We start from the raw sequence: 14,136 nt of genomic DNA on the forward strand, positions 1-14,136 counted from the left end.
CGGTGAAGGGGCTTTTACGGCGAGTGATCCAAACCCGCAAGCACTTTTTTCAAAAAACTTCACATTCCCCGACGACGGGTCGAAAATTGCTGCTCAGACGGGCAGTTTCTACGGGACGAGCAGCGTCACCCCCGCCATGCCTGCAATCTGACGCACATCATCATCGTACAGCTCTGTCAGCATGTCGACGTAGGCGGCATCCCAGCCCGGAAGATCGAGCTCTTCTTCTACGGCCTCCTCCAGCGCATATTTATCGAAGAACGCCGCCATCACCCGGCGCTTCTGCGCCTCGTTCACCGACGGGTTCTCTTTGAGGAACGCGCGAAAGCGGCGCATCCCCTCGGGATTGATGATTTCGGACAGCATGTCGAACGAGCCGGTGATCTTGCGGTCGGGCGCGACCCCGGCCATCTCGCGCATGATCGAGCCCCAGATCAGCGGCGTATCCTCGTTGCACCAACAGGTCACCGGGCCCTTGGCGGCAATCCGTGCGATGAAATCGGACCAGCGCAGCTGCATCGGATCGAGTTCATGGAGAAAGACCTCGAAACTGTCTTGCGGCGAGGCCCGCCAGGCCGCGGGCAGGAAGCTGGCGAAATCCCGCATTCCCACGAACACCTCGATCTCATCCCCGGGAAACAGGCGGTGCATCGCGTCCAGCCGGTCTTCGAGCTTGCGATACAGCGTCCCGCCGGACAGGATCAGCTTGGGAACCGACAGCAGGTTCTCGTGGCTCAGCACCAGACGGCGCACCGTATCGGGATCGTCGTCGAGCATGGTATCAAGCAGCACCTCGCGCGCATCCGCGCCGGGATCACGCGCGCCAAGTTCGTGAACCGCCTCAGACAGCAGGCGGCGATAGCGGCCCGGCCCCGGAATCGCCACGCCTTCCTTACGGAACTCGCCGACGTTGCGCAGCAAACCCCGCAGCAGTCGATCCTCGTCCGTGCAATGCGCGCCAAGGTGAAGGATGATCTGCATGGCCTGCTCTTTCCGATGTTTGATCGGCACTATAAGAACATTCATCTTAACAATGACAGTACTTGCCGCTGGAACAGTGGCGGAACGAGGACTTCGACATGAGCCTGGCACAGCACAGCCACACCCAAGCACGCCGCCGCCTGCGCCTGCCGTCGACATGGTCTGTCGGGGCGGCGCTGATTGCCGCGCTGGTGTTGGGGCCGATCCTTGCGGTGTTCTGGATCGCGGCCTTTCCGTCGCAGAACATCTGGCCGCATCTCGTGTCGACCACCCTGCCCCGCTATCTTTCCAACACGCTGATCCTGATGTTCGGGGTCGGGCTGCTGGCCGGGGCGTCCGGGTCGGGCGCGGCCTGGCTGATCTCGCGCTATGATTTTCCGGGGCGGCGCTGGCTGGAATACCTGCTGCTGCTGCCATTGGCGATCCCGGCCTATGTCGGGGCCTATGCGCTGGTCGATTTCCTTGAATATGCCGGGCCGGTGCAGACCGGACTGCGCCAGTTGATGGGTTGGCAGACCGCCCGCGATTACTGGTTCCCCGAGATCCGCTCGATGGGCGCGGCGATCATCGTGCTGGCGGCGGCGCTGTACCCTTATGTCTACCTGCTGGCGCGCAATGCCTTTCGCGAGCAATCCGCCTCGTCCGACGAGGTGGCGCAATCGCTGGGCGTCGGCGCACTGGGGCGGTTCTGGCGCGTCGGCTTGCCGCTGGCGCGCCCTGCCATCGCCGCGGGCATGGCCATCGTCATGATGGAGGCGGTCAACGATTTCGGCACCGTCGATTATTTCGCCGTGCAGACGCTGACCACCGGGATCTTTTCGGTCTGGCTACAAAGCAACAATGCCGGCGGGGCGGCGCAGATCGCCTCGACCGTTCTGGCGCTGGTGATCCTGCTGGTGCTGCTCGAGAAAAGCTCGCGGCGGCGGATGCGCTTTTTCAACCTCTCGACCCGGCACCGCCCGATCGAGCGTCGGCCCTTGTCGGGCGTTGCTGCGGCTTTCGCCCTGACGGCCTGCCTTGTACCTTTTGTCATGGGGTTCGTCCTGCCGGGCGGGGTGATCCTGAACCACGCGCTGGACAATGCCGACAACTGGGCAGTGCCCGCGCTTTGGAAGGCGGGTCTGCACACGCTGACGGTGGGCGGCATCGCGGCGGTGCTGACCGTACTTGGCGGGATCTTTCTGGTCTATGGCGTGCGGATTTCGCGCGCGCCGCTGCCGCGACTGCTGATGCCGGTGACAACCATCGGCTATGCCGCGCCGGGGGCGGTGCTGGGGGTTGGCATTCTGATCCCGCTTGCGGGGTTCGATCATGTGCTCGCCGACACCGTCGAGGCGGTGACCGGCATCGACATCGGGCTGGTGCTGACGGGGTCGGCCTTTGCGCTGGTTCTGGCCTATTTCGTGCGGTTCTTCGCCATCAGTCAGGGCGCGGCGGATGCGGCGATGGGACGGGTGTCGCCCAATCTTGCCGCTGCGGCGCGCTCGCTGGGGCGCACGCAAGGGCAGACGCTGCGGCAGGTGTATTACCCGCTGATCCGCGCCTCGATCGCCTCATCCCTGCTGCTGGTGTTCGTGGATTGCGTCAAGGAACTGCCGGCAACCTTGCTGCTGCGCCCGTTCAACTATGAAACGCTGGCGACGCGGGTGCATGACCAGGCGTCGCTGGAGAACCTCGGTCAGGCAGCACCGGCGGCGGTGCTGGTGATCCTGACCGGGCTTGCCGCGGTGGCCCTGCTGGCGCGGGCCAACCGCTAGGCGCTCAGCTCATGCCGAGCGCGGCCATGTACATCTCCATCACGGCCTCTTCCTCGGCGATATCATCCTTGTCGCGCTTGCGCAGGGCGATGATCTTGCGAATCACCTTTACGTCGTAGCCACGGCCCTTGGCTTCGGCCATCACCTCTTTTTGCTGTTCGGCGACTTCTTTCTTTTCTTCCTCGAGACGCTCGATGCGTTCGATGAAGCTGCGCAGTTCGCCTGCCGCGATGCCGTACTTGTCGCCCGAAGTGTCGTCTTGCATTGCTCGTGTCTCCTGCCGGTTCGGCGCCTAGGTAGCCCAAGCGCGCAAGGGCAGGCAAGAGGCAGGGCTTGCCGCAGAGCGCGCCATGGGGTACGCGCCATTCCGGCCACGCGGACAGCCCCGCGCAAAAGGGAGAGCGCCACCATGGAAGCACTTGTCTATGTCGGGGTCCTGATTTCGGCGCTGGGGCTTTGCGGCCTGCTCTGGAGCATCCTGCGGGTCTGGAAGGCGCGCCGCGCCGGTCTGGACGACGACGCGCTGCGCGCGGTCGTGCGCAAGATGGTGCCGATCAACATGGCAGCGCTGCTTGGCTCGGTGCTCGGGCTGATGGTCGTGATCCTCGGGATTTCCCTCAGCTGAGGGCATCAAGGCCTCATCGCCGCGCAAAGCACCACACCAGTGGGCGCATCACGAAAGACACGCGCCCCATATCCGCTTCCCGCGGCACTACCGCGCACACGCAGCGCGAAGTTGCCCTGACAGGGCAGCGGCAGCCTGACAGGGCAGCGGCAGGCGGGTTGCACATAGCAAAAGCGACGATCCCGACCTCGAGATCACCCCCGCCGGAAACGCCCTTCCCTGCCCATGCTACAAGACGCCCCTTCTTCAGGGCGCCTCGCAGTCATCGCACAGGTCAGCCCCGCGCGTGTTCAGACCGGCATATTGTCGAACAGGTCTTCGGCCGCATCGTCATCACCCGGACGCAGCAGAACAAGCGCGCTGCGCGGAACCATGCCGCCACGCGCTTCAAGCTCCTCGACGTGCCGCTCGAGATCCTCAAGCAACTCGCCGCGTGCCGAAGAATCGGCAAGGCTCGATGCCCGTCTGATCTCATTTTCGATTTCCGAGATCCGGGTTTTCAGCGCAATCAGCATAACGTTTTCCTCCTCGTGGCAGGGCTCCCCAGCCCCTGCTATGTGGCCTTCCGTCCCGCACAATCCGCACAAAGCGGCGCTTCCGGCACAAGTTCCAACCGTCCTTGAGCGATGGGCGCGCCGCAGCGGGCACAATCGCCGTAGTCTCCGCTCGCGATCCGGCCCAGTGCGGCCCGAATCTGCCCAATCTCGCGCAATCCTTGCGCGCCGAGCTCTTCGAGCACCTCATCGCCTTCCCGCTCGGTTGCACTGTCAGCCCAGTCCTGCGGCCTTGGTGCATCGAGACTGGTTTCGATCTCGCCCAGCCGCGCGTCGAGTTCGCGAAGGCGCCGTTCGAGAATCGCCTTCTGCCGATCCCAAGACATCCTTGCCTCCACCTCCATGGCACAAGAATGGGTCTGACAGCCGGTTCGATCAATGATTCATATCAAACTCACTGGCCTCTTGATAACATATTCACCTTTGCGTATATGATGAGGCGAAATGAAGGATACCGCAACAATGTCACCCGAAGTCTTTGCGTTTTTCGACGAAGCAACCAACACCATCTCCTACGTCGTCAAGGATCCTGCCGGAGTGTCCTGCGCCGTGATCGATTCCGTGCTCGATTTCGACTACGCATCGGGCCGCACCGACACCCGGTCCGCAGATGCGATCATTGCCTTCATCCGGCAACATGATCTCAAGGTCGAATGGCTGCTGGAAAGTCATGTCCACGCCGACCACCTGTCGGCCGCGCCCTACATTCAGGACGCCGTCGGCGGCAAGATCGGCATCGGTGACAACATCCGCGTCGTGCAGGATACCTTTGGCAAGGTGTTCAACGAAGGCACCGAATTCCAGCGTGACGGATCGCAGTTCGACCGGCTGTTCGTCGATGGCGACAGCCTGCATATCGGCCAGATGCGCGGCGATGTGATGCACACGCCCGGCCACACGCCGGCCTGCCTGACCTATGTGATCGGCGATGCGGCCTTTGTCGGCGACACGCTGTTCATGCCCGATTTCGGCACTGCGCGCTGCGACTTCCCCGGCGGCTCGTCCGAAACGCTTTACAATTCGATCCAGAAAATCCTGTCACTGCCGGACGAGACCCGCATCTTCGTGGGCCATGACTACAAGGCACCGGGCCGCGACGATTACGCGTGGGAGACCACGGTCGGCGCACAAAAGGCCGCGAACATCCATGTTGGCGCCGGAACATCGAAGGACGCCTTCGTCTCGATGCGCGACAGCCGCGATGCGACGCTGGCAATGCCCAGACTGATCATCCCGTCGTTGCAGATCAACATGCGCGCCGGGCAGATGCCGGAGCCCGACGAGAAGGGCGATGTCTTTCTCAAGGTGCCGATCAACAAGCTCTGAGTGCCGCCCCGAGGGTCGGCAATTTCGGCGTACCCCTGCCGCAAACGGGACGCCTTGGAATGTTCAACAAGCGGGAAACGCGCAAGATGCCAATGGACTGGATCTGGGGCCTGATCGGCGGATTGCTGATCGGGACAGGCGGGGCTGTGTACCTGCTGGTAAACGGGCGCATCATGGGCGCCTCGGGCATCATCGGCGGGCTGGTCGATGGCTCGGCGGGTGACTCGAAATGGGAACGGCTTGCCTTCCTCGCCGGGGTCGTGCTGTTGCCGATCATTCTGCAGCCGGTCTATCGCGAAGTCGATACACACGTGACGCAGAACGTTTTGGTTCTGATCGCCGCCGGGCTGCTGGTCGGTGTCGGCACGCGGCTGGCCAATGGCTGCACGTCCGGTCACGGGGTGTGCGGCATGTCGCGGCTGTCGCTGCGCGGTTTCGCCGCGACGCTGTGCTACCTCCTTGCCGGGGGCGTCAGCGTTGTGTTCTTCCGCCACCTTTTGGGAGTGATCTAAGATGCAACGCCTTGTATTTGCTTTCATTGCCGGGGGCTTATTCGGTGCCGGGCTGTTCATTTCGGGCATGACCGACACCACCAAGGTGCAGGGCTGGCTGGATGTGTTCGGCGCATGGGACCCAACTCTGGCCTTCGTGATGGGCGGCGCCATGCTGCCGATGGCGCTGGCTTGGCTGATTGCCGCGCGGCGACGTTCGGCACTGCTGGGCACTGCCTTGCCGCCAAAGCCATCGACCCGGATCGACCGCAAGCTGGTGCTTGGCTCGCTGTTGTTCGGCGCTGGCTGGGGGCTGGCGGGGCTGTGCCCGGGGCCAGCGATCGCCTCGCTCAGCTATGGCGGAACCGGGGGCTATATCTTTGTCGCAGCAATGCTCGCCGGCATGATCGTTGCACCTTTCGTGAGAACACGTCTGGACAAACCTGTGCCAGCGGAGTGATCTGGCGCACATGACCATGATCAATGTTTCGGGCGACTTCAACGTGTCGCCGCAAATCTCTGTCGAGGATATTCCCGCGCTCAAGGCGGCGGGTATCACCCTCGTCATATGCAACCGTCCCGACGCCGAGGTTCCGCCGTCGCACCAGGCCGAGGCGATCCGCGAAGCGGCGATCGCCGAAGGCATGAGCTTTGCCTACCTGCCCGTCACGCCACAAGGCGCGACGATGGAGACCGTGACCGAGCTTTCTCAGCTGCTCGGCGCCCCTCATGGACCGGTGCTGGCCTATTGCCGCTCTGGCACACGCAGCACCACACTCTGGGCTCTGGCCGAAGCGGGGCGCAGGGACACCAACGAGATCATCGCTCAGGCCAATGAGGCCGGATACGATCTTGGCGGGATGCGCCCCACCATCGAAGCCTTGGCTGCGCAGCACCGCTGAGCACGCTCACCCGCCGTCGAGATCCATCGTGGACGCGGCGAATTCAGAGTCGCCCGATTCGCCCTCGGCCGGCTCAGTGTCGAAATCGAAATCGCCGGTGTCGAATTCCATTGGCGGCAGATCGGGAAGATCTTCGGCGAAATCCGCCGGGGAGACGTCTGGCGTGACGTCTCCCACCGGTGCTGGCGCGGCGAGCACCGGCTCGGGTAGCGCCGGCCCGGGATCGTGTATCTCCATCGGCATGTCGGCAAGGGCTGCAGCGGTCAGATCTGACGGCGCGGCACCTTCCGGCCATGCCAGCCGCACGGCCCGCATTCCGTTCATCTGCCCCAGCCGTCCGCCCGCCACGGCCGTTCCTGCCCCGGCCAAAAGTTCCACGCCATCGACCGATTCAAGCGGCAGGGGAATCAGATCCCCGGCCTTGAGCTTCTGCGCGGCACCGATCGACAATTTCACGCTGCACAGCACGGCATCCATCAGCACCGGCAGCATCTTCATCTTGCCCTCGTGAGGGCCGGGCATATCGTCATGGCTCTTGGCGCACTCGACATGGGCGGCATTCGGCCGCTCTGGCAGCACGAAGAGGATCTCCCCCTTGCGGCGCCCGAGGGCAAGGTCGATGGACACCCGGAACGCGCGATAGCTCGGTGCCTCAAGCAGCAGACCGGCGGTGCGCGCATCTTCGACCATCGCCCCGAAAGCGAACCCTTCGAACTGTGGCCGATCCGGATGCCCGTCGAGATAACGCGCAAGCCGTTCCAGCGTGCCGTTCAGCAGCGGGGCCATCATAGCCGCATCGGTCTGGGTCAGCGGTCGATCCTCGGCCGGGATCTGCGTGACCTGAAGGATGGTCTGCACTTCGAGAAGGCCGGTCATCACCTGCCGATCGACCATGGCGAGGCCAACCGCGCCATCAGGTCCGTCCAGAAGCAGCAGCAGATTGTTCGCAGGCAGCGAATCGACCACCCCATCCTGATCGAGGATATCCTGCGACACGCCATGGGTGACAAGCGCGAGGTCCCACAGGACATCAGCCGTGCGGGAAAGCGCACGGCGCAGGGCCTTGGTCGGCGACATCGCCCGTGCCTCATGGGCACGACGCGCGGCGCTGGCCTTCTGGCCCAACACATCATCTTGTCTTGCGGGATCTCCCATCACCTGCCTGGCCCGTTCTATGCCTGTTTTCACCCATTCGGTATGGCGGCATTTGGTTACCAAGCAATTTAGATTGCCAGTTTTCCTTGGCTTCGGGATTACGGCGCCGCAGCTGCATAAGTTGCGGGCAGAATAACGCGGAACGCCGCGCCCCCCTGACCGGGAAGATAGGAAATCTCGCCCCCCAGCCGCGTCATGATCTGCCGACAAATCGCAAGGCCAAGCCCTGCCCCGCCAGCCTTCTGATCGCTCACCCGGCTGAATTTCTCGAAAATCACATCCTGCGCCTCCGGGGACAGTCCCGAGCCATTGTCGATGAAATCGATCACGACTCGCGCGCCGGGGCGCACGCGTATCTGCAACTGCGGCTGCGCGGCATCGCAATATTTCCGCGTATTGGCGACAAGATTGATGAACACCTGACTCAGCCGATCGAGATCAGTATCAAGCCAGACCTCGCCCGCCACCGGATCACACCAGATCTTCACCCGTGCGCCATGCTCATCCGCCGCCGCCGCCGCGACGGCCCGGTCAAGCACATCGGCCAGAATCCCCTTGCGCAGGTTGAGGTTCACCTGACCGTTTTCCAGCACCGACAGATCGAGCAGGTCGTCGAGCAGCCGCGTCAGGCGCACCGCCTCGTCATGGATGATCGAGGCGTATTTGTTCTGCGCCTCGGGCTCCAGCCCTTCGGTATCGCGCAAAATCTCGGAAAAGGCGCGAATCGAGGTCATCGGGGTGCGCAGCTCGTGGCTGATCTGGCTGAGAAACGCATCCTTTTGCACCGACAGCCGCGTCAGCTTGGCGTTGGCCTCGCGCAGCTGGGCAGCGGTGCGCGCCAGTTCCTGCGACTGGGCCTCGAGCCGGGCGGAATATTCCATCAGCTGCGCGGTCTCGTCGGCGACGGCCATCAGCTCTTCGACCGACACCGACATGCCGCCGACGATCTGCCCCACCATCGCATGCGCCGTCGCCGCCCCGACCGATCCCGCCAGTTCGCGTTCCAGCGTTTCCAGGAAATCCGGCGTTGGCGCCGGCAGCGTTCCGCCAAGGCCTTGCCGCTGCGCTTCCCGTTCGAACAGCGCCTGTGCGTCGCGTGCGCCCATGATTCGCTGCGCCATGATCATCAGGTCTTCGGCCTGCGCAACCTTGCCGGACCAGCGCCGGGGCCCGGTGGAATGCTCGAAGACATTGACGAACTGCGCCCCCTGAAGCCGTTCGAGCGGACCCGGAAAGCTGGCGAGCGAGGCAAGCACAAAGCCCCCGGTGTTGAGCGTCAGCGACCAGAACACCGTGTGCAGCAACGGATCGATCCCCGCGATGCCGAACAGCGCTTGCGGGCGCAACCAGCCGATGCCGAACGGGCCATCCAGAAGCCATGCCTCCGGCAACAGAACCCCCGCGCCAAAGCTTGGCAGGAACAGCGTGTAGCCCCAGCAGCCAAAGCCCAGCGTCAGTCCGGTCAGCGCGCCGATGCGGCTGCCGCCCCGCCAGAAGATCCCGCCCAGCATCGCGGGCAGCACCTGCGCCACCCCGGCAAAGCTGACCTCGCCGATCGACGCCAGCGCCGCGCCGCCCCCCGACAGGCGGTAATACAGATAGCCCAGCATCACCACGCCGATGATCGACAGGCGCCGGGCCAGCAGCACCACGTGGCGCACATCGCCCGACACGGTGGCGCCGCTTTGGGCGTAGCGCAGGAACAGCGGCATCACCACGTGGTTCGACACCATGGTCGACAGGGCAATCGCCGCGACGATCACCATCGATGTCGCAGAACTGAACCCGCCGAGGAACGACAGAACCGCCAGCCCGTCCCGGCCCTGACTCATCGGCACCGTCAGCACGAACAGATCCGGGTTCGACCCGGCGGGCAGTAATTCCAGCCCGGTGACCGCGATGGGAACGACAAACAGGCTCATCAGCCCAAGGTACAGCGGAAACGCCCAGGACGCGGTGCGCAGGTGGGTCTCGTTGTCATTCTCGACCACCAGCACCTGAAAGATCCGCGGCAGGCACAGAAAGGCCGCCCCCGACAGCACGATCATCCCGGTCCAGCGCCCGCCGTCGATGCGCCATTCACCCAGCGGCGAGGCATCAATCCGCGCCAGCGTTCCCGAAATGCCGCCCGACAGCCCCCAGACCACAAAGATGCCAACCGCCAGCAGCGCGCAAAGCTTCACCACCGCCTCGACCGCGATGGCCATGACCACCCCGTTGTGGCGCTCGTTGGCGTCAAGGTTGCGGGTGCCAAAGATCACCGTGAACAGCGCCAGCCCCGCCGCGACCCACAGCGCGGTATATCCGGTCTCCTGCCCCGAAAACAGATCGCCCACCCCGAACACCTCGAAGCTGACCGTTACCGATTGCAGTTGCAGCGCGATATAGGGCGTCGTGCCGACCACCGCGAGAATGGTGACCCCCACCGCCAGCAGGTTGCTCTTGCCATAGCGCGCCGAAATCAGGTCCGCCACCGAGGTCAGCCGCTGCGTGCGCCCGATCCGCACCAGCTTGCGCAGGATCCACCACCAGCCCATCAGCGCCAGCGACGGGCCAAGATAGATCGCAAGATATTCGAACCCCGAGCGCACCGCGCTGCCAACCGCGCCGTAAAAGGTCCATGCGGTGCAGTAGATCGACAGCGACAGCGTGTAGACCAGCGGCGAGCGCAGCCAGCGCGCCTGCCCCCGCATCGCCGCGCGTTCGGCGGCAAAGGCGATGGCAAACAGGAACAGCACGTATAGCGAGCAGACCGCGACAAGGGTGTTCAGCACGGCCTAATCCCCAAGCCCGCCCGGCCCGGCGCCCCCCGGCTCGCGCGCCTGCGCTGCCAGTTTCCACGACAGGACCGCCGCCGCGAGCACCAGCACGAACCATGTGCCGAACAGGAAGATGATGGCGCTGGAACTGCGCACCGCCGCCGTGCCCTCGTCGCGCCAGAGCAGCGGCACCAGCCAGAGCAGCAACCCGACGAAGGGCAGCACGCGCGCCGCGTCGATCACCCGGCGGCGGCGATAGGATTGCCGTTCAAGGAACACCAGCGGCTTGCCCCTCGGCGGCTCTGCCTCCTGCGCCATGTCAGACCGCCGAAGCGAGCAGATCGCGCACCTGCCCCAGCATTTCGGCGTTGGAAAACGGCTTGGTCATATATGCCGACACGCCCGAACGTTCCGCCATCTCGCGGTCGCGCGACTGCCCGCGCGCGGTCAGCATCAGGACCGGCACGCCAGCGGTCGCCGTATCCTCGCGCAGCTCGCGCAGGATGTCATAGCCGCTTTTGCCCGGCAGCATCACGTCAAGGATCACCAGATCCGGCACCCTCGCGCGCAATCTGTCGTTGGCGGTTGTGCCGTCGGCATGCGTTTCGACGTCAAGCCCTTCGCGCGACAAGATGAAACTGATCGCCTCGATGATGTTTGGCTCGTCCTCGATCAGCATCACTCGCTTGGCCATGCCTCTCCTTTCCCGCTGGCCCCCGCGCGTGGCGGCTGGCCGGCAGATGCCTCTCCCCTGTCAACAAGTTATCGGACAAGTGCGCGCCGGAGTCAAAAAATCATCGCGCGGTCTCACCCCGCGATCGGATCCCCCAGAAGCGACGGCTCGCGGCGGGCCGGACACTCGCGGCGCGGACAGATGCGGCAGGTCACGCCGACCTCTTCGGCGCTCTCGCCAGCCCGGCTCATACCGGGCGCAATCATCATATGCGCCTCGAACACCGGCTCGCGGTTGATCTGCGGCGGGCCCGACGGCTGGGCAAAGGCAATCGCGGTGACCGCCCCGCCCTGCCGACCGGCGGATTGCAAAGCCCGGCTCAGCACCGACATCGGGCGCGACAGCGCCGCGAACAGCGGCCAGAGCGGACAATCCGCGCCAAAGCGCGGGATCGGAAAGTCGGGCAGCGGCTTGCGATAGGTGAACACGCCCGACGCGTCGCAGATCGCCAGCCCGACCTGCCCGCAGGGCGCGTTGGGCGGCAAGGTCGCAAGCCTGCGCATCGCCTGCGCCGGATCGGTGCCAAAGCGCTGCGCCAGCGCCAGCGGGTCGGTGCCTGTCCCCACCACCGCGTCGAGCACCTTGCCCAACGGCATCGCCGCCGCATCCCGCGCATAGCGGGTAAAGCTGCGCACCAGCAGACCCCGCGCCGCCGCCGACAGCTGCGCGCCAAGCTGCGCTGCCACCGCCTCCGGCCCCTCGCCCGCATCAAGCGCGGCGATGTGGTAATCCGCCGCCTCGAGCAGCTTGTCGACCTCTTCCTGCGGCGTGCCGCTTTCCGAGGCGGCCTTGTCCTCGGCTTCGAGATAGGAGGCAATCGCGCGCGAGGTCTCCGCAAGGCGGGCGCTGTCCTCATGGATATTGCGATGAAAGCGGCGGCGCCATTCCGGATCAAGCTCGCCCGGCTCGGCAAGGATCGACGCGGTCGAGCGGATCGACGTCACCGTCGAGAGCATCTCGTGCAATGCGTCGGCCAGATGCGGGTCATGCGCCAGCCGGTCCGACAACGCCTCGACCGAACGTTCCAGCGTCTCGATGCGCGCCTGCCCGTCCGCCAGCAGCCGCGCCCAGCCGGGAAAGCGCCCGGCGAATTCGTCCAGCCGGTCGACCTCTGCGCCGCTTTCCCTTGCGTGCAAGGCCGCAACGCGCAGGCTGGCGATCAGCGCGGCCTCGGCACCTTCGGTCAGAACCGACGGTTCGACCCCAAGGATGTCAGCCAGATCTAGCAGCAGCTTTCCGCCGATTCTGCGCCGGTTGTGTTCGATAAGGTTGAGATACGAGGCCGAGATGCCCGCCTCTTGAGCAAGCTCGGTCTGTTTCATCTCAAGGATGATCCGCCGCTCGCGAATGCGCGAGCCCGTCAGCGTATCGCGGGCCATGCCTTCACCCTCCCGTCTAGCAACGCCGTTTTGCGGCGCGACCTGAGTTTCTTTACGATACACCATCGCCGATTGGCCGCAAATTGACAAAAAAATCTTTACAGAAAAATCAGTTGCCGATCTGTTTACCCGCCACCGCCGGTGCGGGATTTGCACTGCGCAGCGCATGTCACGCGGCGAATAGGGCAACGCTGCATCCCCCTGACCATCAAGGAACGGTCGCTTCGACACAGAGCCATAAGCGGCTTTGAGCTGCTGATCCCGGGGCGTGGTCAGCGGCGCGCGCAAAACAGCATGACCTTGCCGGCGAGGCACCGCACCGCCACGCAACTTGTGCAAAGTTTCAGCGGCGCTGCGGAAACATTGCACCAATCGCCTATTGCCTTATGTAACGCGCAGCTTTCCAATACCGGCAAATTTCTCTTGGAGGAGGAACCCCCATGACCACCTACGCCCCGACGCCCGAGTTTGCGGCCAAGGCGCATGTCGGCGCGGCGCAGTATGATGAGATGTATGCGCGTTCGCTCAGCGATCCGGATGGGTTCTGGGGCGAGCAGGCGCAGCGGCTCGACTGGATGGCGCGCCCGACCCGGATCAAGGACACCTGCTTTGATTTCGGCAAGGTCAGCATCAAGTGGTTCGAGGATGGCGTGCTCAACGTCGCCTATAACTGCGTCGACCGCCACCTGCCGGCCCGCGCCAACCAGACCGCCATCATCTTCGAGCCCGACAATCCCGAAGACCCGGCCCAGCACATCACCTATGCCCAGCTTTACGACAAGGTGAACCGCATGGCCAACGTCCTGCTGAGCCAGGGCGTCATGCGCGGTGATCGCGTTGTCATCTACCTGCCGATGATCCCCGAGGCGGCCTATGCCATGCTCGCCTGCGCCCGGATCGGCGCCATCCATTCCATTGTCTTTGCGGGCTTTTCCCCCGACGCGCTGGCCAACCGCATCAATGATTGCGGCGCCAAGATCGTCATCACCGCCGACACCGCCCCCCGCGGCGGGCGCAAGACGGCGCTGAAATCCAACACCGATGCCGCCCTGCTGCACTGCAGCGACAAGGTGCGCTGCCTCGTGGTCAAGCACACCGGCGATCAGACCAGCTGGATTCAGGGCCGCGATGTCGATCTCAACTACCTGATGGAGCACGCCGCCCCCGATTGCCCGCCGCGCCCGATGAACGCCGAGGATCCGCTGTTCATTCTTTATACCTCGGGCTCGACCGGCAAGCCCAAGGGCGTGGTGCACAGCTCTGCTGGCTACCTGCTTTACGCCGCGATGACGCAAGAGATGGTGTTCGACTACCATGAGGGCGACATCTACTGGTGTACCGCCGATGTCGGCTGGGTCACCGGGCACAGCTATATCGTCTATGGCCCGCTGGCCAACGGCGCCACCACGCTGATGTTCGAAGGCGTGCCGACCTGGCCCGATGCCTCGCGGTTCTGGCAGGTTTGTGAAAAGCA

Annotated in this window: 16 protein-coding genes; 7 read left to right on the forward strand and 9 right to left on the reverse strand. The window is 64.4% G+C overall.

Annotated elements, in window-relative coordinates:
• Nucleotides 1-108 precede the first annotated feature (108 nt).
• Nucleotides 109-981: a hypothetical protein gene (locus KO516_RS22290; protein WP_216005992.1), complete on the reverse strand. Its 873-nt coding sequence runs from the start codon at nt 979-981 to the stop codon at nt 109-111.
• A 98-nt stretch (nt 982-1,079) separates the two neighbouring features.
• On the opposite strand from KO516_RS22290, the gene KO516_RS22295 reads away from it, so the two are divergent.
• Nucleotides 1,080-2,738 (forward strand): iron ABC transporter permease, encoded by a 1,659-nt coding sequence (locus KO516_RS22295; protein ID WP_216005993.1) that lies wholly within the window; start codon nt 1,080-1,082, stop codon nt 2,736-2,738.
• 4 nt (nt 2,739-2,742) lie between these two features.
• On the opposite strand, the gene KO516_RS22300 is transcribed toward KO516_RS22295, so the two are convergent.
• A complete protein-coding gene (locus KO516_RS22300) occupies nt 2,743-3,003 on the reverse strand; it encodes a DUF2312 domain-containing protein (RefSeq protein WP_216005994.1) in 261 nt (86 codons plus the stop codon).
• A gap of 144 nt (nt 3,004-3,147) precedes the next feature.
• Here KO516_RS22300 and KO516_RS22305 point away from each other — a divergent pair, with 144 nt between their 5' ends.
• Nucleotides 3,148-3,363: a hypothetical protein gene (locus KO516_RS22305; protein WP_216005995.1), complete on the forward strand. Its 216-nt coding sequence runs from the start codon at nt 3,148-3,150 to the stop codon at nt 3,361-3,363.
• Nucleotides 3,364-3,653: 290 nt separating this feature from the next.
• Here the strand turns inward: KO516_RS22305 and KO516_RS22310 are convergent, their stop codons facing one another.
• The gene (locus KO516_RS22310) at nt 3,654-3,878 is read right to left on the reverse strand and encodes a hypothetical protein (RefSeq protein WP_216005996.1); all 225 of its coding nucleotides are present in this window, start codon (nt 3,876-3,878) and stop codon (nt 3,654-3,656) included.
• Between the two features lie 38 nt (nt 3,879-3,916).
• Entirely contained in the window at nt 3,917-4,243 is a 327-nt protein-coding gene (locus KO516_RS22315) for a TraR/DksA C4-type zinc finger protein (RefSeq protein ID WP_216005997.1), read from the reverse strand.
• A gap of 136 nt (nt 4,244-4,379) precedes the next feature.
• Here KO516_RS22315 and KO516_RS22320 point away from each other — a divergent pair, with 136 nt between their 5' ends.
• The 4 genes from KO516_RS22320 to KO516_RS22335 all read left to right on the forward strand — a co-directional run bounded on the left by KO516_RS22320 (nt 4,380) and on the right by KO516_RS22335 (nt 6,636).
• Entirely contained in the window at nt 4,380-5,243 is an 864-nt protein-coding gene (locus KO516_RS22320; protein ID WP_216006006.1) for an MBL fold metallo-hydrolase, read from the forward strand.
• Nucleotides 5,244-5,329: 86 nt separating this feature from the next.
• The gene (locus KO516_RS22325; RefSeq protein WP_216006007.1) at nt 5,330-5,755 is read left to right on the forward strand and encodes a YeeE/YedE family protein; all 426 of its coding nucleotides are present in this window, start codon (nt 5,330-5,332) and stop codon (nt 5,753-5,755) included.
• Nucleotide 5,756: 1 nt separating this feature from the next.
• Nucleotides 5,757-6,194, forward strand: coding sequence for a DUF6691 family protein (locus KO516_RS22330; protein WP_216005998.1), 438 nt, complete (start codon nt 5,757-5,759; stop codon nt 6,192-6,194).
• 10 nt (nt 6,195-6,204) lie between these two features.
• Complete coding sequence (locus tag KO516_RS22335) at nt 6,205-6,636, forward strand: TIGR01244 family sulfur transferase (protein ID WP_216005999.1); 432 nt, start codon at nt 6,205-6,207, stop codon at nt 6,634-6,636.
• 6 nt (nt 6,637-6,642) lie between these two features.
• Here the strand turns inward: KO516_RS22335 and KO516_RS22340 are convergent, their stop codons facing one another.
• The 5 genes from KO516_RS22340 to KO516_RS22360 all read right to left on the reverse strand — a co-directional run bounded on the left by KO516_RS22340 (nt 6,643) and on the right by KO516_RS22360 (nt 12,662).
• Entirely contained in the window at nt 6,643-7,764 is a 1,122-nt protein-coding gene (locus tag KO516_RS22340; RefSeq protein WP_371742133.1) for a FliM/FliN family flagellar motor switch protein, read from the reverse strand.
• A gap of 125 nt (nt 7,765-7,889) precedes the next feature.
• Nucleotides 7,890-10,565: an ATP-binding protein gene (locus KO516_RS22345; protein WP_216006001.1), complete on the reverse strand. Its 2,676-nt coding sequence runs from the start codon at nt 10,563-10,565 to the stop codon at nt 7,890-7,892.
• Between the two features lie 3 nt (nt 10,566-10,568).
• Nucleotides 10,569-10,868: a hypothetical protein gene (locus KO516_RS22350; protein ID WP_216006002.1), complete on the reverse strand. Its 300-nt coding sequence runs from the start codon at nt 10,866-10,868 to the stop codon at nt 10,569-10,571.
• A 1-nt stretch (nt 10,869) separates the two neighbouring features.
• The gene (locus tag KO516_RS22355) at nt 10,870-11,244 is read right to left on the reverse strand and encodes a response regulator transcription factor (RefSeq protein WP_216006003.1); all 375 of its coding nucleotides are present in this window, start codon (nt 11,242-11,244) and stop codon (nt 10,870-10,872) included.
• 113 nt (nt 11,245-11,357) lie between these two features.
• Nucleotides 11,358-12,662 (reverse strand): helix-turn-helix transcriptional regulator, encoded by a 1,305-nt coding sequence (locus KO516_RS22360; RefSeq protein ID WP_216006004.1) that lies wholly within the window; start codon nt 12,660-12,662, stop codon nt 11,358-11,360.
• Between the two features lie 440 nt (nt 12,663-13,102).
• Between KO516_RS22360 and KO516_RS22365 the strand changes: the two genes are divergently transcribed.
• A partial coding sequence (locus KO516_RS22365; protein WP_216006005.1) for an AMP-binding protein occupies nt 13,103-14,136 on the forward strand: 1,034 nt, incomplete at its 3' end.

The organism is Citreicella sp. C3M06 (genome assembly GCF_018860705.1).
GTDB lineage: Bacteria > Pseudomonadota > Alphaproteobacteria > Rhodobacterales > Rhodobacteraceae > Salipiger.